Source organism: Streptomyces flaveolus, from assembly GCF_000716535.1.
GTDB classification, from domain to species: Bacteria; Actinomycetota; Actinomycetes; order Streptomycetales; family Streptomycetaceae; genus Streptomyces; species Streptomyces flaveolus_A.
Window position 1 is genome coordinate 39,430 of record NZ_JNWV01000012.1, and the last position, 24,414, is coordinate 63,843.

Sequence of the window (24,414 nt, forward strand, 5' to 3'; positions counted from 1 at the left end):
CGGCAGTACGGTGTCCCCCATGCGCCCCGACACGCCTGCCGAGAACGTCGACCACACCGCCGAAGCGGCACGCCTGGAGCGGACCGCCGGCCTGTATCCCGAGGACGCCGAGACCCTCCTCCTGCGGGCGGCGGCCCACCTGGAGCTGTCCGGCGACCGCCCCGCGGCGACCACGCTCTACGACCGCCTGCTGTCGTCCGCCGACGGGCTGGACAACCCCGCCCTGGTCCGCGCCCTGAAGGCGTCGAACCTGTGGGAGTACGGCCATGAGGCCGAGGCCAGGGCGATCATCGAGGGCATCCGCGCGACTGCGCCCCGGGACCCGGCCCCGTGGGTGATCGTGGCGGAGGCCCTGGAGTCCCACGACGAGCTGGAGGCGGCGGCGAAGACGTTCAGCGAGGCCGCCGACCTCCTGCTGCCGGACGCGTCGGAGGAACCCCCTCCCGCGACCCACCCCCTCCTCTACGGCCGCCACCGCGTCCGCCGCATGCTGGGCCTGCCGCACGACGACCGGGACACTCTCGCGGACACCCTGCACACGTCCCCGGTCTCCCTGGACGAACTCCACGACCCCAAGCGCGTGTGGTCGCTGGGCTCGGACAACCCGGCGGAACTGGCGGCGGAGATCTCCCGCCTCCGCGCCGAACTGGGCGCCTACCGCGAGGCCCTCTCCCGCCCGTTCCCGGTCGCGGTCCTGCACTGGCCGGCCCCGGAACTCTCCGAGCTCCTGTCGGCGTACCCCGCCCTGTCGTCGGAGTACCCGTCCCACACCGACCACTTGGCGACCATAGAGTCCTCCCTGCGCGAGCTGTCCGCCTCGGGCACGGCCAACCTGGGCATCGTCACGGGCACGGTCCCGTCCTACGAGGCGTTCGCGGCATCGGAGGGCTCGTCCCCGTCGGACCCGACCCTGCTGCCCCAGTACGCGACGACGCTGGCGGCACGGGGGCGGGCGGTGGCTTGGCCGCCGGGGAGGGGGGCTTCTTGCTGGTGTGGGTCGGGCGGGGCGTACCAGGAGTGTCACGGGGTGGACTAGCGGCTCAACCACCACTCGCGGTGGTAGCGGACGTAATCCAGGTGGATCTTGTGCTTCCGGTGCCGCTTGAGCTTCGGCCGAACGTCCACGCCGAAAGCTCCTGCCCGTACGACAATCGACCAGTCGTCCTCGATGACGATGGCGCCTATGTCTAGGCGGACGTGACAGTTCGGGCAGAGGCAGAGGACGTTCGGCTCGACGTCAGGGCCCCTGTGCGGCTTGCTCAGGGGTCGAATGTGGGCGCCTTCGCTGTACGGCTTGCTGTCCGGGCCAAGCAGGCGAAGGCCGCACACTTGGCACTCTCCGTCATGCAGCCTTTTCACGTTCCGTATCACTGCGTCGTCCCGAACCAGACGCTGCACGCGGGCAGTCCGTGCCTGAGGGAACTTCTCACCCGAGGGCGGCTCCTCCTCGGCGTCCCCGGCCTCCTCTTCGGGCTCGTCCTCGGCGCCTTCGTCGTCTCCCTCCTCCTCGGGCACCTGCTCCTGCCGTTCCAGCAAGTCGGCGATCTGGCGCTCCAGGGAAGTCGGATCTTGCCTGTCTTCAGGAAGACGCTTCAGATCGAACTGGCAGATCTCGACAGGCGTACCGTCGGGGGCCGGGGACTGTGCGATGGCGGTACGGATGTCCGTGACCAGGTATAGGCCGTCATACCTGTAGCAGTCGATCGGCGAGTACCGCTTGTCCCCCTTCCAACCGCGGATGACCCGAACGGGATGGCCGCGTTCGTAACTTCGCTTCAAAGCGGCATTGTCCGCATAGTCCCAGGACTGGCTGCGCCGGAGCCTTGGCACGCCCTTGACCTTGTACTTGTCCACGTCCGGTGAGGCTCCCGTGTAGCGGATGCTCTCCCAGTCGTCGTGATCGTCCTCATACCCCCCGTGCAGGACGATGGCGTCCGCGATCCGAGTGCCGTCCTTGTCTACGAGTGTTGAGATGCCCCTGACCGTGTCGCTGTGCAGGTTGTTGCGCTTCACCTGTCTCCGTCGGTGAAACTCCGCGCCTGGAGCGATGCCATCGATGTGACCGATCCTTTGTTCTCCCACGGGCGCCATACTGAACGGAATCGATCACTTGTGTCACTCCAGATTCGCAGTTTGACGCGAACACGGGCTGTCAGTGGTCCCTGTTACAACTGGTCGTACCGCGAGGGACTAAGGGGGCGGGCGTGACGCAGTCAGAGCAGGCGCAGCCAGTGGCAGGGGTGTACGAGGAGCTTGTCACCCGTCGACTGCGAGACCACTTGCAGCAGTTGGGAGCAGCCGGCTGGAGAGCGGTGGATGCGGAAGTCAGTGAAGAGTCCACTCCACACGTGCTCGCCCGCCACATCAGCGAAGCGGTACGCATTCGGCTGAGCCAACTCCCGCATGACAAGCAGGTCAACGCGGCCAACGCGATCCTGCGCTCGCTGGTCTCCCACACTCCTGACCCCGAGGTGGGCGAGGTGGTCGACACGATCGCTGATGGCCCTCGGCAACTGCTCGCGCTGGCCGAGCAGGAAGCTCCAGGTGTCTACGCCATGCGCCCGCTGACCCCGTTGTCCGAGACAGCACTGATCACCAACGCTCCGGATGACCCAAGTCTCGGGACCGAACTGAGGGCGGAGTTGGCCACGGCAGACCGCATCGACCTGCTCTGTGCCTTCGTGAAGTGGTACGGCATCAGGGTCCTTGAAGACTCGCTTCGTGCGGCGAAGGACCGCAAGGTGCCCATCCGGGTGATCACCACCACATACATGGGCGCCACTGATCGGTTTGCCCTCGACCGCCTGGTCCGCGAGTTCGGCGCCGAAGTCAAAGTCAATTACGAGATCCGGTCCACCCGACTGCACGCCAAGGCATGGCTGTTCCGTCGCAATACCGGCTTTGATACGGCGTACGTCGGCAGCTCGAACCTCTCGAAGAGCGCGCTGCTCGACGGCCTGGAGTGGAACGTACGGTTGGCATCCGTTGCCACTCCCAAAGTGCTGGAGAAGTTCGAAGCAACCTTCGATGCCTACTGGGCCGACCCTGCCTTCGAGACGTACGACCCCGACCGTGACGGTGAACGACTCACTGAAGCACTGGCCCACGCAGGCGGCACGGGTAAAGCCGGCGAGCTCAAGATCAGCCTGTCCGGTCTTGAAGTCCACCCGCTCCCCCATCAAAAGGACATGCTGGAGCGGCTTCGCGTAGAGCGCGAGATTCGAGACCACCACCGCAACCTCCTGGTCGCCGCAACAGGTACCGGCAAGACGGTCATGGCAGCCCTGGACTACCGGAACCTGCGCAATGCCGTTGGTGGGAAACTCCCGCGGCTACTCTTCGTCGCCCATCGCAAGGAGATCCTGAAACAGTCACTGCGGACGTACCGCGAGGTACTGGACGACGCCTCCTTCGGCGAGTTGCTGTTCAACGGCCAAGAGCCCCGCGACTGGACGCACGTGTTCGCCAGCGTCCAGTCCCTCAACCTCCGCCGGTTGGAGCAACTTGCACCCGACCACTTCGACATCATCGTCATCGACGAGTTCCACCATGCAACAGCGGACACCTACCGGCGGGTACTCGAACACTTCCAACCCACCGAGCTCCTGGGTCTGACGGCCACTCCTGAGCGGATGGATGGCCGGAATGTGCAAGACGAGTTCTTCAACGGACGTATCGCAGCAGAGCTGCGGCTCTGGGAGGCTCTCGAGAACGACCTCCTGTGCCCGTTCCACTACTTTGGACTACCCGACGGCACCGATCTGACGACGGTGAGCTGGCGATCAGGCAGCTACGAGCGAGAGCAACTGGGCAGTCTCTACACGGGTGATCATGCGCGGGCTCGCATCGTCATCAAACAGGTCCGGGACAAGATCTCCAACCCCGCTGCGATGCGCGCCCTCGGCTTCTGTGTGACCAAGGCGCATGCGCGCTTCATGGCCGAGTGCTTCCGTCAAGCAGGGCTTCAAGCGGCGCATCTCGACAGTGAGTCGGCCCCCGAGGTCCGCGAGCGAACCTTGGAGGACCTGAAGGCCGGCCGCATCCAGGTCATTTTCTCCGTGGACCTGTTCAATGAGGGGCTGGACATCCCAGACGTCGACACGCTGCTTCTGCTCCGCCCGACCAGCAGCGCGACCGTCTTCCTTCAACAGCTTGGACGCGGCCTGCGTCGCACCCCGCACAAGCCCGTGCTCACCGTGCTCGACTTCATCGGGCAGCACCGGGCCGAATTCCGCTTCGAAGAGCAATTCCGTGCTCTCACGAACCTCTCTCGCAACCGCCTTGTCGACAACATTGAGCGAGACTTTCCCCAGTTGCCCTCGGGGTGCCAAATCATCCTCGAAGGCAAGTCGAAGGATCTCGTTCTCGACAATATCCGCACCCAGCTCAAGGCCACGATCACCACGTTGGCCAAGGAGGTCCGGGACTACAGCACGCCCACGTTGGCAGAATACTTGCGTGAGAGCCGGCGGGAGATCCACGAGCTTTACAAGAGTGACAGCTCTTGGACCAAGGTGCTCCGCAGGGCAGGAAAGATCACTGAGCCCGCTCCGCCCGGGGAAGAGGAACTCCTCAAGCGCGTCCACGCCTTCCTCCACGTCGACGACCCCGAACGCGCCAAGGCCTACCGCCGCCTACTGCGGAATGACGCCCCTGACTACGACTCGCTGTCCCCCGCCGACCAGATGTACGCCCGCATGCTGTTCTTCAACCTCTGGGACAAGGCAGGTGGCTTCGCCAGTTACCAGGAAGGCCTGCGATCCCTCCATGACCAGCATGCATTCCGCCGCGAACTGCGCGAGGTCCTGTCGTACGTCATCGACCGGACGGATCATTACCCCATCACGCTGGAGGGTCCCCTCAGTCACCTTCCGCTGAAAATCCACAGCGCGTACAACCGATCCGAAGTCTTGACAGCTCTCAGCCTCGCACGTCTGGGCGGCCAAATGCCGGGCGTCTTCAGTCAAGGTGTCACCTGGGTCGAGAACATCGCCACGGATGCACTCCTCATCACCTTGGAGAAGAACGAACGAGACTTCTCACCCAATGTGCGCTACAAGGATTACGCGATCAGCCCCACGCGCTTCCACTGGGAATCACAGAACAGCACATCGGAGAGCTCAGCGACAGGACAGCGCTACCAAGAGCACGCTGAACGAGGAAGTCACGTCCTACTGTTCCTGCGCCGCTACAAGGAGACCAGCATCAGGAAGGCTGCCCCTTGGATGTTTCTGGGTCCCGCTTCCTATGCGGAGCACTCGGGAAGCAAGCCGATGGCGATCATCTGGGATCTCCATCATGAGCTGCCAGCGGACGTGTGGACTTACTCCTCGATCGCCGCGGGTTAAACCACTCAGGCTCTCCCACACGAGGTCGGCAGGGACGGCGGGCGCCGCGTGCGGTGGCGGCGCCCGGTGTCCTCGTAAGGTCTAGACCGTAGGTGCCAGATCCGCCCGCCCGAACAGCAAGGCGTAGCCCGGAGGGAGTTGGTCCAGGACTCGGGTGGTCAGTGATTCGCCGACGCGGGCTGACAGGACGCTCAGGACCGAGCTGACGTCCCAGCGGGCCGTCGCGGGGGTCGAGCCCTCGATGCGGGTGGCCACCGACTCCACGAACTCGCGGGCCGTCAACGGGTGGGTCGCGGGGATCTGCGAGGCGATCACGCGGCCGGCCTCCCGGGGGAGGGCCTGGGCCAGGGCCACGCGTTCGTCGCCGGTGACGTGGCCGCCGAGGGCCGACAGGACGATGCGCGTGACGCGTTCCGCCTCCGCCCTCGTCGGGTACTGACCCGCGTCTCGCACCGCCTCGGTCAGCTCCAGCCAGTCGGTGTCCTGCGTCTCGTCCTTGGTGCGCGGGCGCAGGGACGGGGCGGGGATGGTGGTTCTGGGCTGCGGGGTCGTCACGGTCATCGTGCTGGCTCCTCCTCCGGGACGCTTCGGGGCACCGGAAGCCCGGTACCCCGTAATGCAGCGGACATGGGCGGGAGTTCGGCCAATGTGCGGCATGGGCTGCATGGACTGCTTGGGCTCCATGCGCTGCATGGGCTGCATGGGCTGCATGGGCTGCTTCGGCTGCATGTGCGTGCCGTGCGCTTCCGTGCCCCGCCGCCGGCGTGGCGTACGGGGCACGTGTTTGTCCTGCGTCGCGAGCGGCATCTGCCTCCTGCCGTCACACGGCCTGTGCGGCGGCCTCAGCCGCTGATCTCCTTGCGGTCGCCGCCCCCGCCGGTGATCTGGATGCGGCGCGGCTTGGCCTGCTCGGCCACCGGGATGCGCAGGGTCAGGACGCCGGCCTCGTACGAGGCGTCGATGCGGTCCGTGTCGAGCGTCTCCCCCAGGAACAGCTGGCGGGTGAACGTACCCGTGGGCCGTTCGGCGACCAGCATCTCCGCGTCCTCGGGGGCGGGGCTGCGCCGCTCCGCGCGGACGTTGAGGACATTGCGCTCGACGTCGAGTTCGATCGTCTCCGGGTCGATGCCCGGGAGGTCGAAGTGGACCAGGAACTCGTCGCCGGAACGGTAGGCGTCCATCGGCATCGCGGACGGACGGGGGTTCGCGCCGAACAACTGCTGCGTGAGCCGGTCGAAATCCCGGAACGGATCCGTACGCATGAGCATCACAGGTCACTCCTTCCATCAGGGGCTGGTGTGCGATGCCCTACGACTTCTTATATAACTCTCCGCCGAAAACTTGACAAGCCTCGACTCAGGTTCGACCCGGGTCGGATTCGCCCACCCACCTGCGCGTCCGTCTCGGGCCGGCGTTAGCCTCGGGCCAGACCCAATGGCAGTGAAACGGACACGAGGAGGCCACCATGGCCACAGTTCCCAGCGCGGTCGTCGCCGCCACCGGGCTCGTCGGCGGTTACGGCGTCGCCCGCTGGACCAAGAAGCGACAGCTCGGCGGGGCCGTCCTGGCCGTCGCCGGCGCCGCGGCCGCCCAGCAGTGGCGCACCCGCGCCGGCGGGAAGGCCGCGGGCGCGCTGACCGCCGCCTACGTCGCCGCGTTCGCCGGCTCCCACCCCCTGGCCAAGAAGGTCGGCGCCTGGCCGTCCGTCCTCGGCGTCGCCGGCGCCGTCGCCCTCGCCTCCTGGGCCGTCGCCGACCGCAAGACCGCCTGAGCCCCCCTCTTCACGACACCCTCTCCCCCGCCCGGAACGCCCTCCGGTACGCCTGCGGGCTCGTCCCCACCACCCTCCGGAAGCGTTCCCGGAAAGCCGTCGGTGAGCCGAAGCCCGTCTGGACGGCGATGCGTTCCACCGGGTACGGGGTGGTCTCCAGCAGGTGCTGGGCCCGCCGTACCCGCGCCCGGTGCAGCCACTGGAGAGGTGTCGTACCGGTCTGCTCCCTGAAGCGGCGGTTGAGGGTACGGGTGCTCATGCCGGCCTTCGCCGCGATCTCGGCCAGCGTCAGATCCTGGTCGCAGTGGTCCTCCAGCCAGGCCAGCAGGGGCTCCAGGGTGGTGCCGGCGGGGGCCGGAGGCAGGTCGTGGACGATGAACTGGGCCTGACCGCCCTCGCGTTCCAGGGGCATCACTGACATCCGGGCCGCGTGCGCGGCGACCGCCGAGCCGAAGTCCTTGCGGATCATGTGCAGGCACATGTCCAGGGCGGCCGCGGCGCCCGCCGACGTCAGGAACTGGCCGTTGTCGACGTACAGGACGTTCGGGTCGACCGTCACCGCCGGGTGGCGCCGGGCCAGGTCCGGGGCCGCGACCCAGTGGGTCGTCGCGCGCAGACCGTCCAGCAGGCCCGTCGCCGCGAACAGGAACGCGCCCACGCAGACCGACGCGATCCGGGTGCCGTTCGCCGCCGCCGCGCGCAAGGCCTCGGCGACCCCGGGCGGCAGCGTCTCCGGAGGCTGTGCCACCCCGGGCAGGATGATCGTGTCGGCCTCCGCCAGCGCCTGAAGGCCGTAGGGCGCCCGGACCGTGAAGGCGCCCGCGCTCACCTCCTCCCGCACCGAGCACACCCGCACCCGGTACGGCTCCCGGCCGTCGGGCAGTCGTGCCCAGCCGAAGGTGTCGATGGGTGCGGAGAGATCGAACGGGATGACGCCGTCCAGCGCCAGTACGGCCACCGTATGCATGGCAGGAAGGTAGCGGTACGACGGCTTCTCGCCAACCGGCGCCCAGCAGCGGGGAAGGGCGGCGCTCCACCCGGCCACCCGCTGGCCGGAACCCGTCGAACCCTGGCAATCTCGCCACTTCTGCAAGATCCCGGCGCCCTCTACCGTCCCCCCGTGACCAAGTTCCTCCTCGCCGTCCACGTCATCGCCGCGATCCTCGCCATCGGTCCCGTCGCCGTCGCCGCCAGCATGTTCCCGCCGGCCGCCCGCCGCGCCCTGACCACCGGGCCCGGCGACGACAGACACGGCCACGGCACCCCCGACCCCACCGCCACCCTGGCCGTGTTCCACCGCATCTGCCGCGTCTACGCCGTCGTCGGCGTCGTCGTCCCCGTCTTCGGGTTCGCCACCGCGAGCGAGATGGGCGTGCTCGGCAGCGCCTGGCTGATCGCGTCGATCGTCCTCACCGCCCTCGCCGCCCTCGTCCTCGCCGCGCTGATACTGCCCGCCCAGTCCGCGCTCCTCGAAGGGAGCGCGGGGACCGGACGGACCGCCCGGCTCGCCATGGTCACCGGGCTGTTCAACCTGCTGTGGGCCGCCGTGACCGTCCTGATGATCGTCCGGCCCGGCTCCACGACCGGCGCCTGACGGTCACGGCCTGCTCGCCGCCGGCGGCGGCGTGGGACCAGGGCCCTGCGAACCCGGCGTACCCCGGGACGGCCGGGCACCCTGGGCCGCCGCCTTGGCCCGGCCGGCCACCGCCGTCAGCGGACGGGCGATGTCCTCCAGGGAGCGCCGTTCGGCCCGCACCGCCAGGAACGCGGCGACCAGCCCCGCCGCGCACATCAGCGCCGCGCCGATGCAGAAGGCGAGGACGGTGTCACCGACCCGGCCCGTGCCCGTGAGGTCGGCGAACAGCAGCGGGCCGCTGATGCCGCCGGCCGCGGTGCCCAGGGCGTAGAAGAACGCGATGGACATCGCCCGCGTCTCCATCGGGAAGATCTCCGACACCGTGAGGTAGGCGCTGGAAGCGCCCGCCGAGGCGAAGAACAGCACCGCGCACCAGCAGGCGGTCAGCGTGCCCGCGCTCAGCGCGCCCCGGTCGAACAGCCAGGCCGTGCCGAAGAGCAGCAGGCCCGAGAGCAGGTAGGTGGAGGAGATCATCACCCTGCGGCCGACCGTGTCGAACAGCTTGCCCAGCAGCAGCGGGCCACAGAAGTTGCCGACCGCGATCACCGCGAAGTAGTAACCGGTGTGGCCGGAGGGCACGTCGAAGAACTTGGTCAGGATCGCGCCGAAGCCGAAAGTGATCGCGTTGTACAGGAACGCCTGGCCGATGAAGAGGGAGAAGCCGAGCACCGCCCGCCTCCGGTAGCGGCCGAACACCGTACGGGCGATCTCCATGAACGACACGCTCTTGCGCTGGTGGATCTCCAGCTCCCCCTCGGGCGCGGGCAGCCGCTCGCCCCGCTCCTCCTCCACCCGGCGTTCGATGCCGGAGACGATCTCCTCCGCCTCCCGGTCCCGGCCGTGGATCAGCAGCCACCGCGGACTCTCCGGGACGTGCCGCCGTACGAGCAGGATGACCAGCGCGAGGACCGTGCCGAGCGCGAACGTCAGGCGCCAGCCGACGTCCTTCGCCAGCAGGCCGGTGTCGAGCGCGACGATCGACAGCAGGGAACCGCCGACCGCGCCCAGCCAGAAGCTGCCGTTGATGATCAGGTCCACCCGGCCGCGGTAGTCCGCCGGGATCAGCTCGTCGATCGCGGAGTTGATGGCCGCGTACTCACCGCCGATGCCGAAGCCGGTCAGGAAGCGGAAGAGGAAGAACCACCAGGCCTCCCAGGACACGGCCGTGAGCGCCGTCGCCGCCAGGTACACCGCCAGCGTGATCATGAAGAGGTTCTTGCGGCCGAACCGGTCGGTCAGCCGGCCCCAGAACAGGGCGCCCGCGCAGGCACCCGCCACATACAGCGCGGCGGCGACGCCGGTGACCTGACCGGAACTGATCGCCAGGCCGCTGCCGGGCTCCGACAGCCGGCTGGCGATGTTGCCGACGACCGTGACCTCCAGGCCGTCCAGGATCCACACGGTTCCCAGACCGATCACGATCGTCCAGTGCCAGCGGGACCAGGGCAGGCGGTCGAGTCGGGCGGGGATGTCGGTGGTGAGGGTCCGGCCGGTGCCGGCCTCGGCTGTGCTCATGGGCGCTCCCTCCGCGTCGAAGGACGGGATAACGGGTGCCCTGGCCCACGCGGAACAGTCCGGTCAGGCCCCCAGCCAGCGCGAGACGCTGTAGATCAGCAAGCCGGCCAGAGAGCCCACCACCGTGCCGTTGATACGGATGAACTGCAGGTCACGACCGATGTGCGCCTCGATCTTGCGGGTGGTGTGCTCGGCGTCCCAGCCCGCCACCGTGTCCGTGATCAGCGACGTGATCTCCTTGCGGTACGTCGTCACGACGTGCACCGCGGCACCCTCCACCCAACTGTCGACCTTGTCCTGCATCTTCGGCTCGGTCGCCATCCGCGTGCCCAACGACAGCAGCGCGGCCCGCACCCGCGTCCGCAGCTCGCTGCGCTCGTCCTCCGCCGCCGCCACGATCATCGACCGTACGGCCGTCCACACGGACGCGATCAGGTCCTGCACCTCACCCCGGCCCAGCACCTCGCCCTTGAGCCGCTCCACCCGCGCCCGGGTGTCCGTGTCGGACTGGAGATCGGAGGCGAAGTCGGTGAGGAAACGGTCCAGCGCGCCGCGCGCCGGATGCGAGGGCATGTCCCGCATCTCCGTGACGAACCGCAGCAGCTCCTTGTAGACCCGCTCCCCCACCTTCCGGTCCACGAACCGCGGCGTCCACCCGGGCGCACCGCCCTCCACCGCCACCATCACGTCGTCCCGGTGCAGCACCAGCCAGTCGTGCGCACGGGCCACCACCAGGTCCACCACCCGCCGGTGCCCGCCGTCGGCGACGATCCTCTCCAGCGTCTTGCCCAGACCCGGGGCGATCTCCTGCGCGTTCGCCCGCCGGGTGATCGCCTCACCGACGACCGCCTGCACATCGGAGTCCCGCAACACCGTCAGCGCGCCCCGCAGCGCCGTCGCCAGCTCGGCCGTCACCCGGTCCGCGTGCTCCGGCTCGGCCAGCCACGCCCCGAGCCGGCTACCGATGCCCACCGCGCGCAACCGCTGCCGAACGACGTCCTCGGAAAGGAAGTTCTCACCCACGAACTCGCCCAGGGAGACGCCGAGCTGGTCCTTCTTCGTGGGGATGATCGCGGTGTGCGGAATGGGCAGCCCGAGCGGATGCCGGAAGAGAGCCGTGACCGCGAACCAGTCGGCGAGCGCACCGACCATGCCCGCCTCGGCCGCCGCCGCCACATAGTCCGTCCACACCCCGGCGCCCGCGTTCCCGGCCGTCTTCGCCACGACGTAGACCACCGCGACGAACAGCAGCATGCCCGTCGCCGTGAGCTTCATCCGGCGTACCCCGCGCCGGCGCTCCTCGTCCGCCGGGGTGAACGCCGTCATCGTCTTGTACGACGCGACCCGCCCCGGTGTTCCCGTTTCGGTAGGTTCCATCAGCTCCACCCGTTCGGTGATCCCGCACACAATTGTCCCTTCCTGACCGACTCCCGGAACGGAACAGGAGTTCCCGGCGTCTGTCTGGAGGGGAGTCGTGGCAGGGTCCTGTCAGTTCTCCCCACCCCATGTCGCATCATGGGTGAGCAAGATCGGAGCCCCCGGCTCCCATCTGTCGAGGAGAACAACACAAGCGTGACCAAGCGTCATGGTTATGCCGTCCTGAGCGCGCTCGTCGCCCTGGTCGCAGCCCTGTCCGCCGCCATATACCTCACCGTCGCCACCGACGACGGCACCCCGCGCGGCACCCTTACCGACAACCGCCCCCACCGGGACCCCAACGCCGCCCCCGCCTCCACCGGCACCTGGGTCGGCGCCTGGGCCACCGCCCCCGTCGGCGGCGAACCCGGCACCGAGACGACCGGCCTCGCGGGCCGCTCCGTCCGCAACGTCGTCCACACCAGCACCGGCGGTACGAGTGCCCGCGTCACACTGTCCAATCTCTACGGCCAGTCCGCCCTCACCATCAGCCACGCCTCCCTCGCCCTCTCCCTGGGCGACGACAGCGCGGCCGCCGACGCGGAAACGATGCGGCGCCTCACCTTCAACGGCGCCCCCAGCGTGGTCATACCCGCCGGCGCGCAAACCGTCAGCGACACCGTACGCATCACCGTCCCGCACGGCGCCGACGTCCTGATCACCACCTACTCCCCCACCCCCTCCGGCCCCGTCACCTACCACCCCCGCGCCCGGCAGATCTCGTACACCGCCACCGGCGACCACACCGAGGACGCCACCGGCACCCCCTACACCGGACAGACCCCCTACTGGCGGTACGTCACGGCCCTCGACGTACTCAGCAACGAGGCCACCGGCACCGTCGTCGCCTTCGGCGACTCCATCACCGACGGCGTCACCTCCACCACCGGCGCCAACCACCGCTGGCCCGACATACTCTCCGGCCGGCTGCGCAGCGCCCTGCAAGACGGACGGCAACTGCCGCGCTACAGCGTCGTCAACGAAGGCATCAGCGGCAACCAGGTCCTCGCCGACGGCCTCGGCCGGCCCGCCGAGAACCAGAGCGGCCTCGACCGCTTCGGCCGGGACGCGCTCTCCCGCCCCAACGTCAAGGTCGTCGTCATCGACCTCGGCGTCAACGACATTCTGCGCAACCGCCGGCTCGCCGACGCCGACCGCATCGTCACCGGCCTGCGCACGCTCGCCCGCCAGGCCCACGCCCGCGGCCTGAAGGTCGTCGGCGCCACCCTGATGCCGTTCCAGGGCCACCGCGGCTACACCCCCGCCCGGGAAGCCGTACGGCAACAGATCAACGCCCAGATCCGGGCCGGCGGGGTCTACGACGCGGTCGTCGACTTCGACAAGGCCCTCCGGGACCCCTACGACCCGCGCCGGCTGCGCCCCGAGTACGACTCCGGCGACCACCTGCACCCCAGCGACCTGGGCTACCGCACCATGGCCGAGGTCTTCGACCTGCGCACCCTGAACGGCGCGGGCCAGGCGGAACTGTGACCGGACGGCGAGGAATACTGGCGGGCATGACCCGCTTGATCCTCGCCACCCGCAACGCCGGAAAGATCACCGAGCTGAGGGCGATCCTCGCCGAAGCCGGGCTCCCCCACGAACTCGTCGGCGCGGACGCCTTCCCGGACGTCCCCGACGTCGAGGAGACCGGCGTCACCTTCGCCGAGAACGCCCTGCTCAAGGCACACGCCCTCGCCCGGGCCACCGGACTGCCCGCCGTCGCCGACGACTCCGGCCTGTGCGTCGACGTCCTGAACGGCGCCCCCGGCATCTTCTCCGCCCGCTGGGCCGGCCGCCACGGCGACGACAAGGCCAACCTCGACCTGCTGCTGGCCCAGCTCTCGGACATCGCCGACGAACACCGCGGCGCCCACTTCGCCTGCGCCGCGGCCCTCGCCCTGCCGGACGGCACGGAGCGGGTGGTGGAGGGACAGCTGCGCGGCACCCTGCGGCACGCCCCCGCCGGCACGAACGGCTTCGGCTACGACCCGATCCTCCAGCCCGACGGCGAGACGCGGACGTGCGCGGAGCTGAGCCCGGAGGAGAAGAACGCGATCAGCCACCGCGGCAAGGCGTTCCGGGCGCTGGTGCCGGTGGTGCGGGAGCTGTTGCGCTGAGAGAGGCCGAGGGGGCCGCCCAGCCGGACGACCCCCTCACACGTGCGGCCGGTGGGACTCGAACCCACACGGGATTTCTCCCACGGGCACCTAAAACCCGCGCGTATCGCCTATTTCGCCACGGCCGCCCCAAAACGGACTATTTGTTTACAGGCCGTTTTGCCTCGCTCAGTGTACGGGGCCGCGCCTTTCGCCGTGCGCCCCCTCGGCACCAGGTACTCGTGACCGCGTGGCAGTTGGGACAGAGCAGCCGGAGATTCTCACGCCGGTCGTCGCTCCAGTCACCGTCGATGTGGTCGACCTCCAGCGTCATCGGCTGCCCGCACCACTGCGGTCCTACGCCGCACTCGGCGCACTCCTCCGGTACGCCCACCTCGCGGAGCGCACGGCGCAGGAGGTGGGTTCGCGTCCGGCGCCGGCCGTCGTGCTTGACCAGGATGTCCTCGGGGCGCCTGGCGCGGTCCGTGCGGGTCTTGCCGCGTTGGTGCGCCTGCCCCAGGAAGTGGGCGGTCGAGATGCCCTCCTCGGCGACCCACTGCCGAAGCAGCGCGCGCTGCGTACCGGTATCCGGCCGTCCGAGGCGGCGTAGCGTCTCTGCGATGGAGATCGACTCGGTGACCGCCGCACGCAGTTCCCGGTGCGCGGGGCTGCCATGACTGCCGGAGTCGGAGAAGTGGGAGATGTCGGCCCCGCTGCTCATACGGCGCCGCCCCGGGAACGGCCCTTGCCGCGGCCTCGGTAATTGTCCGTGATCGAGTGACAGTTGGGACAGAGGAACCGCAGGTTCTCGATCCGGTTGTTCCGCCAGTCCCCGTCGATGTGATCGACCTCCAGCGGGAGCGGACGACCCCTCCACTCCGGCCCCGTACCGCAGCGGGCACAGCGCTCCTGCCGGCCCACGGCCGTCATCGCCCACTTGAGCCGGTCGCTGGGAATGCGCCGGTCCTGGCCGGCCGGTTGTTCCACGAGCAGGGCCTCCGGCGTGCGGGCGCGCCAGGGTTTCCCTCGCCGGGTCGGCAGCTGGAAGTGCGAGGTGTCGATGCCGTACGCCTTGATCCTGCGGCTGATGTGCGTGTGATGGCCGCCGACGACCTCCAGGCCGAGGTGGCGCAGCACCTCGCACATGTTCGTGGAGGCAGCCACGGCCCCTTCAAGCCGCTCCCGCGTCCACTTCACCCCCTCCCGCTCGAAGTGCGAGACGTCCACCCCGAACTTCTTCATCCGCCCGAGCACGTACCGCCGTGTCGGACTCCTCGGATCCACCCCCAGCCTCTCCAACGCCTCCGACAACGTCCTCGCTCCGCGAGCCGCCTCTTGCAGCCGCTCCCTCGTGTACGCGCCGGCCCCCATCGAGCCCCCTCCGCTCCGGGCGTGCGTTCGTCGCCCGTACGGGATAACGAACCGTTTATCGGACAGTCACGCCCGGAATCATGGAAAACGGCCCGCGCCGGGGGCTCCCGGGGCGGGCCGTGCGTAGGGCGGGCGGGGTCAGATGCCCAGGTCCTTGATGATCTTCGCCACGTGGCCGGTGGCGCGGACGTTGTAGAGGGCGCGTTCGACCTTGCCCTCCTCGTCCACGACGATCGTGGAGCGGATGACGCCCATGTAGGTCTTGCCGTAGTTCTTCTTCTCGCCGTAGGCGCCGTAGGCCTCGGTGACCATCTTGTCCGGGTCGGCGAGGAGGGTGATCTTCAGGGACTCCTTGTCGCGGAACTTCGCCAGCTTCTCCGGGCTGTCGGGGGAGATGCCGATGACGTCGTAGCCGGCGCCGGCCAGCAGCTCCAGGTTGTCCGTGAAGTCGCAGGCCTGCTTGGTGCAGCCGGGGGTCAGGGCGGCCGGGTAGAAGTAGACGATGACCTTGCGGCCCTTGTGGTCCGAGAGGGACACCTCGGTGCCGTCGGCGTCGGGGAGGGTGAAGGCGGGGGCCACGTCCCCCGGCTGGAGTCGCTCGCTCATCGGGCCAGCCTAACCGGGGGGCCTTGCGGTGCGGCGCGGACCGGAGCTGACAAACTGTTCGGAACAGCATCAGCAGACTTCGGAGGCCGTACGGTGGCGGACACGTCGGACACCAGAACCCCGGCGCAGATCGAGGCGGACATCAAGCGCCGCCGTGAAGTGCTGGCCGAGACGCTCGACGAGATCGGGGTGCGGGTGCATCCGAAGACCATCGTCGGCGATGCGAAGGCCAAGGTCATCGCCAACGTCGACCACACGGTCGGACGGGCGTACGTGCAGGTCAACCGCGTCGTGAGTGAGGTACGGGCACAGCTCGTGAACGATCAGGGGGCGCCGCGTCTGGAGCGGGTGGTGCCCGTCGCGCTGGTCGTCGTGGGGGTCGTGGGGCTGCTCGCCCTCGGGGCCCGGCGGCGCAGGGACTGACCAGGACAGGTAGGTTCGAGCCGTGAGCGCCAACAGAAACGAGCACAGCACTCCCCACCACGACAAGCTGCCCATCCGGATGCTGCACGACCGGGTTCTCGTGCGGCAGGAGACCGGTGAGGGCGAGCGGCGGTCGGGGGGCGGCATTCTGATTCCCGCCACCGCGGCGGTCGGCCGGCGGCTGGCCTGGGCCGAGGTGGTCGCCGTCGGCCAGAACGTACGGACGGTGGAGCCCGGCGACCGCGTCCTGTTCGACCCGGAGGACCGGGCGGAGGTCGAGGTGCGGGGCGTGGCGTACGTGCTCATGCGCGAGCGTGACCTGCACGCCGTCGCCGCGGACCGGTTCGAGGGGTCGGAGGACTCCACGGGGCTGTACCTGTAGAACCACGGACGAAGAGGGCCGGTGACCATGGTCACCGGCCCTCTTCGTCATGGTTTTGCTATGTTCGGAAGGAACCCGACGAGACGCGCCGTACCGGGTCGAAGGCAAAGACGACGCACCCCGGAGAAGAGTCGCCGTGTCTCGGAGGTGCCTGTCATGGCCTGGGTTCTGCTTGTCGTCGCCGGTCTGCTGGAAGTCGGCTGGTCGATCGGGATGAAGTACAGCGAGGGGTTCACCCGGCTCGTGCCCCAGCCTGTTCACCGGCGTCGGCATCGTCGCGAGCATGGTCCTGCTGTCGTACGCGGCGAAGTCCCTGCCCATCGGTACGGCCTACGGCGTGTGGGTGGGTATCGGCGCGGCCGGTGCGGCGGTGCTCGGCATGGTGGTGCTGGGTGAGCCGGTCACCGCCGCCCGGATCTTCTTCGTGTGCCTGTTGCTGGTCGCCGTGGTGGGGCTGAAGGCGACCAGCGGTCACTGAGGCGTGAGGGGGGCGTCGGGTGTGGCGTCAGGTCCCGGGGAAGCCTCCCGTGCCCGTGTCCGCACCTGTGGTGCCGCCGCCCGGTGTGCCGCCGCCGGTGGTTCCGCCGCCGGTGGTCGTCCCGCCGTCGGCCGTGCCGCCGCCGTCCGTGGTCCCGCCGCCGGTGGTCGTTCCTCCGCCGGTCGGATCACCGCCGGTGGTGGCGCCCCCGTCCGTGGTGGTGCCGCCGTCGGTCGGGGTGCTGCCCGTGGTGCCGCCGTCGGTGGGCGTGCTGCCCGTGGTGCCGCCGTCGGTCGGGGTGCTGCCCGTGGTGCCGCCGTCCGTCGGCGTGGCGGTGGCGCCGCCGTCGTTCTGGCCGCCGTCGGTGCCGGGCTGGGCGGTGCTGGTGGCGGGCGGCTCCTGGACCTGGTCGGCGCCTTGCTGGAGCTCCAGGTCGAACTTGCTCGCCGGCTTGCCCTGCAGTGCGTCGCGCGTGTACTGCGCCCAGATCTGGGTGGGCGGGCCGCCACCGTTCATGCGCTGCTGGCCGAGCGCGCCGTACAGCGGCTGGTGCTTGGCCGTCACCGGGTCCTGGCCCATGACGGAGACCACCGTGGCGAGGTCCGGGGTGTAGCCGGCGAACCAGGCGGCGGTGTCGCTCTCGGCGGTACCGGTCTTGCCGGCCGCCGGACGGCCGGCGGCCTGCGCGGCCGTGGCGGTGCCGTTCTCGACCACGCTCTGCAGGACCGAGGTCGTGGTGTCGGCGGCCTCCCGGCTGACGGCCTGCTTGACCGGCTGCTCGGGCAGCTTGACCTCGTCGGTGCCGTCCTTGGTGATCTTCTCGACCAGCGTGTAGGTGCCGTGCTTGCCGTGGTTGGCGAGCGTGGCGTAGGCCTCCGCCATGTCCAGGACGCTGGCGGTGGCGGTGCCGAGGGCGATGGACGGGTACGGCTGGAGGTCCGGGGTGTCCGAGGGGATGCCCAGGTCGACTGCGGTCTGCTTGACCTTGGCGGGGCCGACGTCGACGGCCATCTGGGCGTACACCGAGTTCACCGACAGGTCGGTGGCCTTGCGGACGGTGATCGGGCCGTACGACTTCTGGTCCTCGTTCTCGGGGGCGTAGGCGCCGCCGTTCCAGCCCTGGACCGAGCGCCGGTTGGTGCCGTCGTAGACCGTGTTCGGGGTGATGCCGCGGCCGTCCTGGGTGGTGGAACCGTTCTCCACGGCGGAGGTGAACACGAACGGCTTGAACGTGGAGCCGACCTGGAAGTCACCGCGGGTGGCGCCGTTGGTGTACTGCTTCACGTAGTCGATGCCGCCGTACATCGCGACGACCTTGCCGGTCTTGGGGTCGACGGAGGCGCCGCCGGCCCGGACGTAGGTGTCCGCCTTGCGGTTCTTCTTGTCCAGCTTGGACATGAGCTGGTCGTCCACCGCCTTGACGAAGGCGTCCTGGCGGTCCTTCTGGATGGTGGTGGTGATGCGGTAGCCGCCGGCCGTGAGGTGGTCGGAGTCGATGATGTTGTTCGCGGTGAGGTACTGCTTGACCGCCTCCACGAGGTAGCCGCGCTGGCCGGACATGCCGGTGGAGACCGTCTGCTCCTTCGGCATCGGGAACTTCATGCCGGCGCGCTTGGACTCGCTGAGCCACCCCTTGGTGACCATGCCGTCCAGGACGTAGTTCCAGCGGGCGACGGCCGCCTTGCGGTTCTCGGGGTGGGCAACGACGTCGTACTCGCTGGGCGCGTTGACGAGCGCGGCGAGGTAGGCGGCGCGGGCCGGGTCGAGGTCGGCGGCGTCGCGGCCGTAGTACGCCTGGGACGCGGCCTGGATGCCGTAGGCGTTGCGGCCGAAGTAGCTGGTGTTGAGGTAGCCCTCCAGGATGTCGTCCTTGGACTTGTTCCGGTCGAGCTTGATCGAGATGAAGAACTCCTTGGCCTTGCGGGTGACCGTCTGTTCCTGGGCCAGGTAGTAGTTCTTCACGTACTGCTGGGTGATCGTCGAGCCGGACTGCTTGCCCTTGCCGGTCGCGGTGTTCCAGCCGGCGCGGAGCATGGCCTTGGGGTCGACGGCGGACTCGGTGTAGAAGTCCCGGTCCTCGGCGGCCAGTACGGCGTGCTGGGCGTCCTTGGAGACCTGGGCGAGGGTGACGTTCTCGCGGTTGACCTCGCCGTCGCGGGCGAGCTGTGAGCCGTCGGCGTACAGGTAGACGTTGCTCTGCTTGGTCGCGAACGCGTTGGCCGGCGGGATCTTCACCAGGGAGTACCCGACGAAGAACAGTCCGACGAGCAGCAGCACGCCGACGAAGAAGGTGCCGAGCACCATCCGCCAGGTCGGCACGATCCGTCGCCAACCGGTCCGCTTGGGCCGCTTGCCCTTCTTGCCCTTGCCCTTGCCGTCGCCTCCGGCGGGTTGACCGTCGGTGGCGGGGAGGGCGGTGGTGGAGGCTTCTGAAGCGGGGGTGGAGGGCGTGCCGGGGGTGGCTCCGGTGCCGGGGGCGGAGGGGCCGGCGACACCGGCTGCTGACGCGGCGGCGGCCTTGGCGGCCTGAGCACCGGCTCCCGTACCGGCGGCGGCCCCGGCTCCCGCTGCGGCGGTGCCGGCCGCGCGGGCGGCACGGGCGGCCCGTGCGGCGGCCGGGGAGGAGGGAGCGGCGGCACCGGCCGGGTCGGCGCGGTTCTCCCCGGCGGGGCGGGGAACGGTGGGGCGGGGGCTACGGCGGGTGGGGTCCGGCTCGCCGGCGGCGGCACCGGTGCCGCCGGGCTCACCGGAGCGGGGCGCGTTGACCCGCCGGAGCACCTGCGTGGTCTCGGGCGCCGGGGCGGCGTCGGCCTCCTGCCGGGCACCGGACCTCGGCCCGCGCGGCGGGGTGATACGCCGGAGCACCTGGGTGCTCTCGGCCGGCGGCTCCTGCCCGGAACCGCTCGGTGCCTCGGGAGCAGCCGACTCCCCGCTGCCACCTCCCTCACCGGCACCGGACGCCTTGCCGGCACCAGACGCCTTGCCGGTACCGGACGCACCGGGACGCGAGCCACCACCACCGGCGGCAGCACCACCGGCACCACCGCCGGCCGAAGCCCCACCGGACACCGGCCCACGACCGGACCCCGAGCCGCCACCGGGCACCGGGCCACGGCCGGACGCCGGGCCGGTACCGCCTGCCGGTGCCCCACCGGACACCGAGCCACCGCCGACTGACGGGCTGCCGCCGTCCCCCTGCACGCGCCCGGACTCCGAGCCACGACCAGCCCCGGAGCCACGACCGGACTCCGAACCACCGCCGGACGCCGGGCCGCGGCCGGACGCGGGAGCGCCTCCGGAGACCGCGCTGCCGCCGGCCCCCGCGGCCCCCGTCTGTTCCGTGCGGGCGCGGGCCGCCTGGCGGGCGCGGGCGATGGAAGCCGTCCGGTCCCGCTCCTGCTCGGCCGAGTCTCCGGTGCGGGAGCCGTCCCGGGAGGACGCGCCCGTGGTACCGGAGCGGTTCCGGGACCCCGGGCCCGGCGTACCGGCACCGGTACGGGACGGGGAGTCCGCCGGGTCGTTGCCGGTCTCGGCCGTCCAGCCCGGGCCACGCTCGGCCGTCTCGGGGTCACCCGCGCCGGCGCCACGGGGGCCGTCGGCTCCCCGCTCGCCGCGCTGCGGCTTCCCCGCGCTCTCGTTCCGCCCGGCACCGCTGCGGCTCCCGGCGCCCCCCGGAGCCCCATCGGCGCGCATGCCGTCGTCGCCGCTCACGGCACCCTCGCCCCTCCCGGGGTCCTCGGCGCGCGCACTGGTGTCGCTCCTGGTTCCCCCCACGGGTTCCGGTGGTGCGCTGCTGGGTTCGCGGCCTCCCGGGTTTCCGGGCCCTTCAGCCGGCAGCGGCCTTTTCGGTGCCACGCCTTCGTTCGGCTGCTGCGGCTGCGGCTCGTCGCTCATGTCGTGCACGGACTCCTGTTTCGCGTCGTACGTTCCCGTACGCCTCGTACGCTTCTGCGCTCCCCCTGTTTGAAGACTCTCGCACCTGGCGTTCCGTTCCCGGATTCCGGCACGCTTCCGACCGGAAATCGCGTGGCCGGCCGCCGGGCCTCCGGACTAGGCTCCTGCGCTTCGGTGTCGAGCGGTCCGAGGAGGTCGACTGGCGTGGGCGCGGGACGGTTGTACGCGGCCGTGGCGACAGGGGGATTCAGACGGTACGCGACCTACCGGGCCGCCACTGCGGCAGGGGTGTTCACGAACACCGTCTTCGGACTCATCCTCGTCTACACGTATCGCGCCTTGTGGGACGAGAAGCCGCATCTCGGCGGGTACGACCAGGCGCAGGCCGTGACGTACGTCTGGCTGGGGCAGGCGTTCTTGTCGACCCTCGCCATCGGGGGCGGCGGCGTCGAGGACGAGTTGATGGAACGCATTCGTACGGGGGACGTGGCGATCGACCTGTACCGGCCCGTGGATCTGCAGCTGTGGTGGCTGGCGGCGGATCTCGGCCGGGCGTTCTTCCAGTTGCTGGGCCGGGGCCTGGTGCCGTTCGTGTTCGGCGCGCTGTGCTTCCCGGTGTACCTGCCTTCGGACGCCGGCACCTGGGCGGCGTTCCTCGTCGCCGTCGTCCTCGCCATGCTGGTCGGCTTCGGCATCCGCTACCTGGTGGCGCTGAGCGCGTTCTGGCTGCTGGACGGCACCGGTGTGGTGCAGATGGCGTGGCTGCTGGGCTTCTTCTGCTCGGGCATGCTGCTGCCGCTGAACGTGTTCCCGGGCGCGCTCGGTGACGTCGTACGGGCCCTGCCCTGGTCGTCCCTGTTGCAGGCCCCGGCGGACATCCTGCTGGGGCACGCGGACCCGCTGCCCACCTATCTCTTCCAGGCCGCGTGGGCGGTGGCGCTGCTGGGGGCCGGGCGGCTGGTGCAGTCGGCGGCGACGCGCCGGGTGGTGGTGCAGGGTGGCTGAGAGCAAGGCCCCCGGTACGGGCCACCGGCTGGCCGAGGGGGTGCGGGCGTACCGGCTGATCGCGGGGATGTGGGTGCGCTCCACGATGGCCTACCGCGCTTCCTTCGCCATGACCACGTTCGGGAACTTCGCGGCGACCTTCCTCGACTTCGTGGCGATCATGCTGATGTTCTCCCGGGTGGACGCCCTGGGCGGCTACGCGCTGGCCGAAGTGGCGTTCCTGTACGGCCTGTCCGCGACCTCCTTCGGGCTGGCGGACCTGTTGATCGGGTCGATGGACCGGCTGGGCCGGCGCGTCCGGGACGGCACGCTGGACACCCTGCTGGTGCGGCCGGCGCCGGTGCTGGCGCAGGTGGCGGCCGACCGCTTCGGGCTGAGGCGGCTGGGCCGGGTGACGCAGGGGGCGCTGGTGCTGGGCTGGTCGCTGACCCGGGTGGACATCGACTGGACGGCGGGCAGGCTGCTGCTGATGCCGGTGATGGTGGTGAGCGGCTGCGGCATCTTCTGCGCGGTGTTCGTGGCGGGCGCGGCGTTCCAGTTCGTGGCGCAGGACGCCTCGGAGGTGCAGAACGCGTTCACCTACGGCGGTACGACGCTGCTGCAGTATCCGCCGACCGTGTTCGCGAAGGAGCTGGTGCGCGGGGTGACCTTCGTGCTGCCGCTGGCCTTCGTCAACTGGCTGCCCGCGACCTATGTGCTGGGGCGGCCGTATCCGCTGGACCTGCCGGGGTGGACCGCGTTCACTCCGCCGCTGGTGGCGGTCGCCTGTGGTGCGCTCGCGGGGCTGGCCTGGCGGGCGGGGCTTCGTTCGTACCGGAGTACTGGGAGTTAGCGTGAGTGACTTCATCGCACTGGAGAAGGTCGAGAAGGTCTTCGAGGTGCGCCGGAAGACGGGGTTCCTCCGGCGGGAGCGGCGCGAGGTGCGGGCGGTGGACGCGCTCTCGTTCACCGTGGCGCGCGGTGAGATGGTCGGGTACATCGGGCCGAACGGCGCCGGGAAGTCGACGACGATCAAGATGCTGACCGGGATCCTGACGCCGAGTGCCGGGCGGCTGCGGGTGGCGGGCATCGATCCGGCGCGGGAGCGGTCGCGGCTCGCGCACCGGATCGGGGTGGTGTTCGGGCAGCGGACCACGCTCTGGTGGGACCTTCCGCTGATCGACTCCTACCGGCTGGCGCACCGCATGTACCGCATCCCGGACGCCCGTTACCGCGAGAACCTGGACCGGCTGGTGGAACTGCTGGACCTGGGTGCCCTGTTGGACGTGCCGGTGCGGCAGTTGTCGCTGGGCCAGCGGATGCGCGGTGACATCGCGGCGGCGCTGCTGCACGATCCGGACGTGCTGTACCTGGACGAGCCGACGATCGGTCTGGACGTGGTGTCGAAGGCGAAGGTGCGGGAGTTCCTGCGGGAGGTGAACGCCGAGCGCGGCACGACGGTGCTGCTCACCACGCACGACTTGCAGGACATCGAGCAGTTGTGCTCCCGGGTGATGGTGATCGACCACGGGCGGCTGGTGTACGACGGCCCGCTCGCGGGGCTGCACGAGGCCGGCGAGAGCGAGCGGACGCTGGTGGTGGACCTGGAGCGGGAACTGCCGCCGGTTCAGGTGCCGTCGGCCCGGGTGGTGCGGGTGGAGGGCCCCCGGCAGTGGCTGGCGTTCCCGGCGGGGCAGTCGGCGGCGCCGATCGTGGCGGATCTCGCGGCCCGGTATCCGCTGGTGGACCTGTCGGTGCGGGAACCGGACATCGAGGCCGTCATCGCCAGGATGTACGCCGAGAAGGCGGTCTCGTAGGCTGCCGGCATGAGCGACGACGCAGTCCCGGATCTCCGGGCGTCCGACGCCGACCGTGACCGGGTCGCCGAGATCCTGCGGGACGCCCTGGCCGAGGGGCGGCTGGACATGGGGGAGTTCGACGAGCGGCTGGAGGCGGCGTACAAGGCGCGGACGTACGGAGAGCTGGCGCCGTTGACCCGCGATCTGCCGGCGGCCGGCGCGGTCGCCCCGGCCCTTCCCGTCTCCTTCGTCAAGTCCCCTGGGACGACCGGTGGTTGGGCGGAGCGGATCACTGGTGCCGAGGGCTCCTCGACGGGTGCGGTGGCGATCCTCTCGGGGTTCGAGCGCAAGGGCCGCTGGACGGTGCCGAGGCGGTTCTCCTGTTTCACGTTCATGGGCGGCGGCGAACTCGACCTGCGGGAGGCGAACTTCGCCGCCGGCGAGGTCGAGCTCTACTGCGTGGCGGTCATGGGCGGGGTCCAGGTGATCGTGCCGCCCGGCGTCGAGGTCGTCGTACGCGGCATCGGCGTGATGGGTGGCTTCGAGCACCCGAGGGACGACGAGCCGCCCGAGCCGGGCGCCCCCCGTGTGATCATCAGCGGCTTGGCGTTCTGGGGCGGAGTGGGTGTGGAACGCAAACTTCCGCGGGGGGAACGCAAGCGCCTGAGGAAACGGCGCTGAGCGGCCTGTCG

Annotated in this window: 22 protein-coding genes, 1 tRNA gene, 1 pseudogene and 1 riboswitch; of the genes and pseudogenes, 13 read left to right on the plus strand and 11 right to left on the minus strand. The window is 70.0% G+C overall.

Going from position 1 to position 24,414, the window contains the following annotated elements; genetic code table 11:
- Positions 1 to 19 precede the first annotated feature (19 nt).
- Positions 20 to 1,036 (plus strand): hypothetical protein, encoded by a 1,017-nt coding sequence (locus OO52_RS14730; protein ID WP_030651010.1) that lies wholly within the window; start codon positions 20 to 22, stop codon positions 1,034 to 1,036.
- On the opposite strand, the gene OO52_RS52025 is transcribed toward OO52_RS14730, so the two are convergent.
- Positions 1,033 to 2,091 carry a YDG/SRA domain-containing protein gene (locus OO52_RS52025; protein ID WP_078917897.1) on the minus strand — a complete coding sequence of 353 codons (1,059 nt, stop codon included), beginning with the start codon at positions 2,089 to 2,091 and terminating at the stop codon, positions 1,033 to 1,035. The two genes, OO52_RS14730 and OO52_RS52025, sit on opposite strands and share 4 nt — an antisense overlap.
- 113 nt (positions 2,092 to 2,204) lie before the next feature.
- Here OO52_RS52025 and OO52_RS14740 point away from each other — a divergent pair, with 113 nt between their 5' ends.
- Entirely contained in the window at positions 2,205 to 5,348 is a 3,144-nt protein-coding gene (locus OO52_RS14740) for a DUF3427 domain-containing protein (protein ID WP_030651016.1), read from the plus strand.
- Between the two features lie 81 nt (positions 5,349 to 5,429).
- Here the strand turns inward: OO52_RS14740 and OO52_RS14745 are convergent, their stop codons facing one another.
- Complete coding sequence (locus OO52_RS14745) at positions 5,430 to 5,909, minus strand: DUF2267 domain-containing protein (RefSeq protein WP_030651019.1); 480 nt, start codon at positions 5,907 to 5,909, stop codon at positions 5,430 to 5,432.
- A gap of 281 nt (positions 5,910 to 6,190) precedes the next feature.
- Positions 6,191 to 6,616: an Hsp20/alpha crystallin family protein gene (locus OO52_RS14755; protein ID WP_030651025.1), complete on the minus strand. Its 426-nt coding sequence runs from the start codon at positions 6,614 to 6,616 to the stop codon at positions 6,191 to 6,193.
- Positions 6,617 to 6,813: 197 nt separating this feature from the next.
- Here OO52_RS14755 and OO52_RS14760 point away from each other — a divergent pair, with 197 nt between their 5' ends.
- Positions 6,814 to 7,119, plus strand: a complete 306-nt coding sequence (locus OO52_RS14760; protein WP_030651028.1) for a hypothetical protein — start codon at positions 6,814 to 6,816, stop codon at positions 7,117 to 7,119.
- 10 nt (positions 7,120 to 7,129) lie between these two features.
- Here the strand turns inward: OO52_RS14760 and OO52_RS14765 are convergent, their stop codons facing one another.
- A complete protein-coding gene (locus OO52_RS14765; protein WP_030651031.1) occupies positions 7,130 to 8,086 on the minus strand; it encodes a GlxA family transcriptional regulator in 957 nt (318 codons plus the stop codon).
- Between the two features lie 153 nt (positions 8,087 to 8,239).
- Between OO52_RS14765 and OO52_RS14770 the strand changes: the two genes are divergently transcribed.
- A complete protein-coding gene (locus tag OO52_RS14770; protein WP_030651034.1) occupies positions 8,240 to 8,713 on the plus strand; it encodes a membrane protein in 474 nt (157 codons plus the stop codon).
- Positions 8,714 to 8,716: 3 nt separating this feature from the next.
- On the opposite strand, the gene OO52_RS14775 is transcribed toward OO52_RS14770, so the two are convergent.
- Together OO52_RS14775 and OO52_RS14780 are read right to left on the minus strand one after the other, a co-directional pair.
- The gene (locus tag OO52_RS14775) at positions 8,717 to 10,270 is read right to left on the minus strand and encodes an MFS transporter (protein WP_030651037.1); all 1,554 of its coding nucleotides are present in this window, start codon (positions 10,268 to 10,270) and stop codon (positions 8,717 to 8,719) included.
- Positions 10,271 to 10,333: 63 nt separating this feature from the next.
- Positions 10,334 to 11,647, minus strand: coding sequence for a DUF445 domain-containing protein (locus OO52_RS14780; RefSeq protein ID WP_196944921.1), 1,314 nt, complete (start codon positions 11,645 to 11,647; stop codon positions 10,334 to 10,336).
- 195 nt (positions 11,648 to 11,842) lie between these two features.
- Between OO52_RS14780 and OO52_RS14785 the strand changes: the two genes are divergently transcribed.
- Positions 11,843 to 13,177 (plus strand): SGNH/GDSL hydrolase family protein, encoded by a 1,335-nt coding sequence (locus tag OO52_RS14785; RefSeq protein WP_030651043.1) that lies wholly within the window; start codon positions 11,843 to 11,845, stop codon positions 13,175 to 13,177.
- Positions 13,178 to 13,203: 26 nt separating this feature from the next.
- Positions 13,204 to 13,806: an RdgB/HAM1 family non-canonical purine NTP pyrophosphatase gene (gene rdgB / locus OO52_RS14790; RefSeq protein WP_030651045.1), complete on the plus strand. Its 603-nt coding sequence runs from the start codon at positions 13,204 to 13,206 to the stop codon at positions 13,804 to 13,806.
- Between the two features lie 43 nt (positions 13,807 to 13,849).
- Here rdgB and OO52_RS14795 read toward each other — a convergent pair.
- From OO52_RS14795 to bcp, 4 genes are all read right to left on the minus strand, one after another.
- Positions 13,850 to 13,934 (minus strand) — tRNA-Leu (locus OO52_RS14795).
- Between the two features lie 11 nt (positions 13,935 to 13,945).
- The gene (locus tag OO52_RS14800) at positions 13,946 to 14,506 is read right to left on the minus strand and encodes an HNH endonuclease (RefSeq protein ID WP_030651047.1); all 561 of its coding nucleotides are present in this window, start codon (positions 14,504 to 14,506) and stop codon (positions 13,946 to 13,948) included.
- The gene (locus OO52_RS14805) at positions 14,503 to 15,156 is read right to left on the minus strand and encodes an HNH endonuclease signature motif containing protein (RefSeq protein ID WP_030651051.1); all 654 of its coding nucleotides are present in this window, start codon (positions 15,154 to 15,156) and stop codon (positions 14,503 to 14,505) included. Before OO52_RS14805 ends, OO52_RS14800 begins: the two co-directional genes overlap by 4 nt.
- 138 nt (positions 15,157 to 15,294) lie before the next feature.
- A complete protein-coding gene (gene bcp / locus OO52_RS14810; RefSeq protein ID WP_030651057.1) occupies positions 15,295 to 15,762 on the minus strand; it encodes a thioredoxin-dependent thiol peroxidase in 468 nt (155 codons plus the stop codon).
- A 93-nt stretch (positions 15,763 to 15,855) separates the two neighbouring features.
- On the opposite strand from bcp, the gene OO52_RS14815 reads away from it, so the two are divergent.
- The 3 genes and pseudogenes from OO52_RS14815 (at position 15,856) to sugE (ending at position 17,045) form a co-directional block, all read left to right on the plus strand.
- A complete protein-coding gene (locus OO52_RS14815; protein ID WP_030651059.1) occupies positions 15,856 to 16,185 on the plus strand; it encodes a DUF3618 domain-containing protein in 330 nt (109 codons plus the stop codon).
- 22 nt (positions 16,186 to 16,207) lie between these two features.
- Complete coding sequence (locus tag OO52_RS14820; RefSeq protein ID WP_014672972.1) at positions 16,208 to 16,567, plus strand: GroES family chaperonin; 360 nt, start codon at positions 16,208 to 16,210, stop codon at positions 16,565 to 16,567.
- Between the two features lie 57 nt (positions 16,568 to 16,624).
- A riboswitch (guanidine-III (ykkC-III) riboswitch) is annotated at positions 16,625 to 16,687 on the plus strand.
- Positions 16,688 to 16,723: 36 nt separating this feature from the next.
- A pseudogene (gene sugE, locus OO52_RS14825) lies at positions 16,724 to 17,045 on the plus strand (quaternary ammonium compound efflux SMR transporter SugE).
- Positions 17,046 to 17,072: 27 nt separating this feature from the next.
- On the opposite strand, the gene OO52_RS14830 reads toward sugE, so the two are convergent.
- On the minus strand, positions 17,073 to 19,910 hold the full coding sequence (locus OO52_RS14830; RefSeq protein WP_037670751.1) for a transglycosylase domain-containing protein: 2,838 nt from the start codon (positions 19,908 to 19,910) through the stop codon (positions 17,073 to 17,075).
- 1,233 nt (positions 19,911 to 21,143) lie between these two features.
- Here OO52_RS14830 and OO52_RS14835 point away from each other — a divergent pair.
- From OO52_RS14835 to OO52_RS14850, 4 genes are read left to right on the plus strand one after another with little or no spacing between them, the layout of a single operon-like run.
- Positions 21,144 to 21,944, plus strand: coding sequence for an ABC transporter permease (locus tag OO52_RS14835; protein ID WP_030657482.1), 801 nt, complete (start codon positions 21,144 to 21,146; stop codon positions 21,942 to 21,944).
- A complete protein-coding gene (locus tag OO52_RS14840; protein ID WP_106971988.1) occupies positions 21,937 to 22,776 on the plus strand; it encodes an ABC transporter permease in 840 nt (279 codons plus the stop codon). Before OO52_RS14835 ends, OO52_RS14840 begins: the two co-directional genes overlap by 8 nt.
- A 1-nt stretch (position 22,777) precedes the next feature.
- Entirely contained in the window at positions 22,778 to 23,740 is a 963-nt protein-coding gene (locus OO52_RS14845; RefSeq protein ID WP_106971989.1) for an ABC transporter ATP-binding protein, read from the plus strand.
- 9 nt (positions 23,741 to 23,749) lie between these two features.
- Positions 23,750 to 24,403: a DUF1707 SHOCT-like domain-containing protein gene (locus OO52_RS14850; RefSeq protein ID WP_030657476.1), complete on the plus strand. Its 654-nt coding sequence runs from the start codon at positions 23,750 to 23,752 to the stop codon at positions 24,401 to 24,403.
- The last annotated feature ends 11 nt before the right edge of the window (positions 24,404 to 24,414 follow it).

Coding starts and splice junctions, on each gene's coding strand:
- OO52_RS14730 (WP_030651010.1), top strand. CDS start 20: ATGCGCCCCGACACGCCTGCCGAGAACGTCGACCACACCGCCGAAGCG.
- OO52_RS52025 (WP_078917897.1), bottom strand. CDS start 2,091: ATGGCGCCCGTGGGAGAACAAAGGATCGGTCACATCGATGGCATCGCT.
- OO52_RS14745 (WP_030651019.1), bottom strand. CDS start 5,909: ATGACCGTGACGACCCCGCAGCCCAGAACCACCATCCCCGCCCCGTCC.
- OO52_RS14755 (WP_030651025.1), bottom strand. CDS start 6,616: ATGCTCATGCGTACGGATCCGTTCCGGGATTTCGACCGGCTCACGCAG.
- OO52_RS14760 (WP_030651028.1), top strand. CDS start 6,814: ATGGCCACAGTTCCCAGCGCGGTCGTCGCCGCCACCGGGCTCGTCGGC.
- OO52_RS14765 (WP_030651031.1), bottom strand. CDS start 8,086: ATGCATACGGTGGCCGTACTGGCGCTGGACGGCGTCATCCCGTTCGAT.
- OO52_RS14775 (WP_030651037.1), bottom strand. CDS start 10,270: ATGAGCACAGCCGAGGCCGGCACCGGCCGGACCCTCACCACCGACATC.
- OO52_RS14780 (WP_196944921.1), bottom strand. CDS start 11,647: ATGGAACCTACCGAAACGGGAACACCGGGGCGGGTCGCGTCGTACAAG.
- rdgB (WP_030651045.1), top strand. CDS start 13,204: ATGACCCGCTTGATCCTCGCCACCCGCAACGCCGGAAAGATCACCGAG.
- OO52_RS14800 (WP_030651047.1), bottom strand. CDS start 14,506: ATGAGCAGCGGGGCCGACATCTCCCACTTCTCCGACTCCGGCAGTCAT.
- OO52_RS14805 (WP_030651051.1), bottom strand. CDS start 15,156: ATGGGGGCCGGCGCGTACACGAGGGAGCGGCTGCAAGAGGCGGCTCGC.
- bcp (WP_030651057.1), bottom strand. CDS start 15,762: ATGAGCGAGCGACTCCAGCCGGGGGACGTGGCCCCCGCCTTCACCCTC.
- OO52_RS14850 (WP_030657476.1), top strand. CDS start 23,750: ATGAGCGACGACGCAGTCCCGGATCTCCGGGCGTCCGACGCCGACCGT.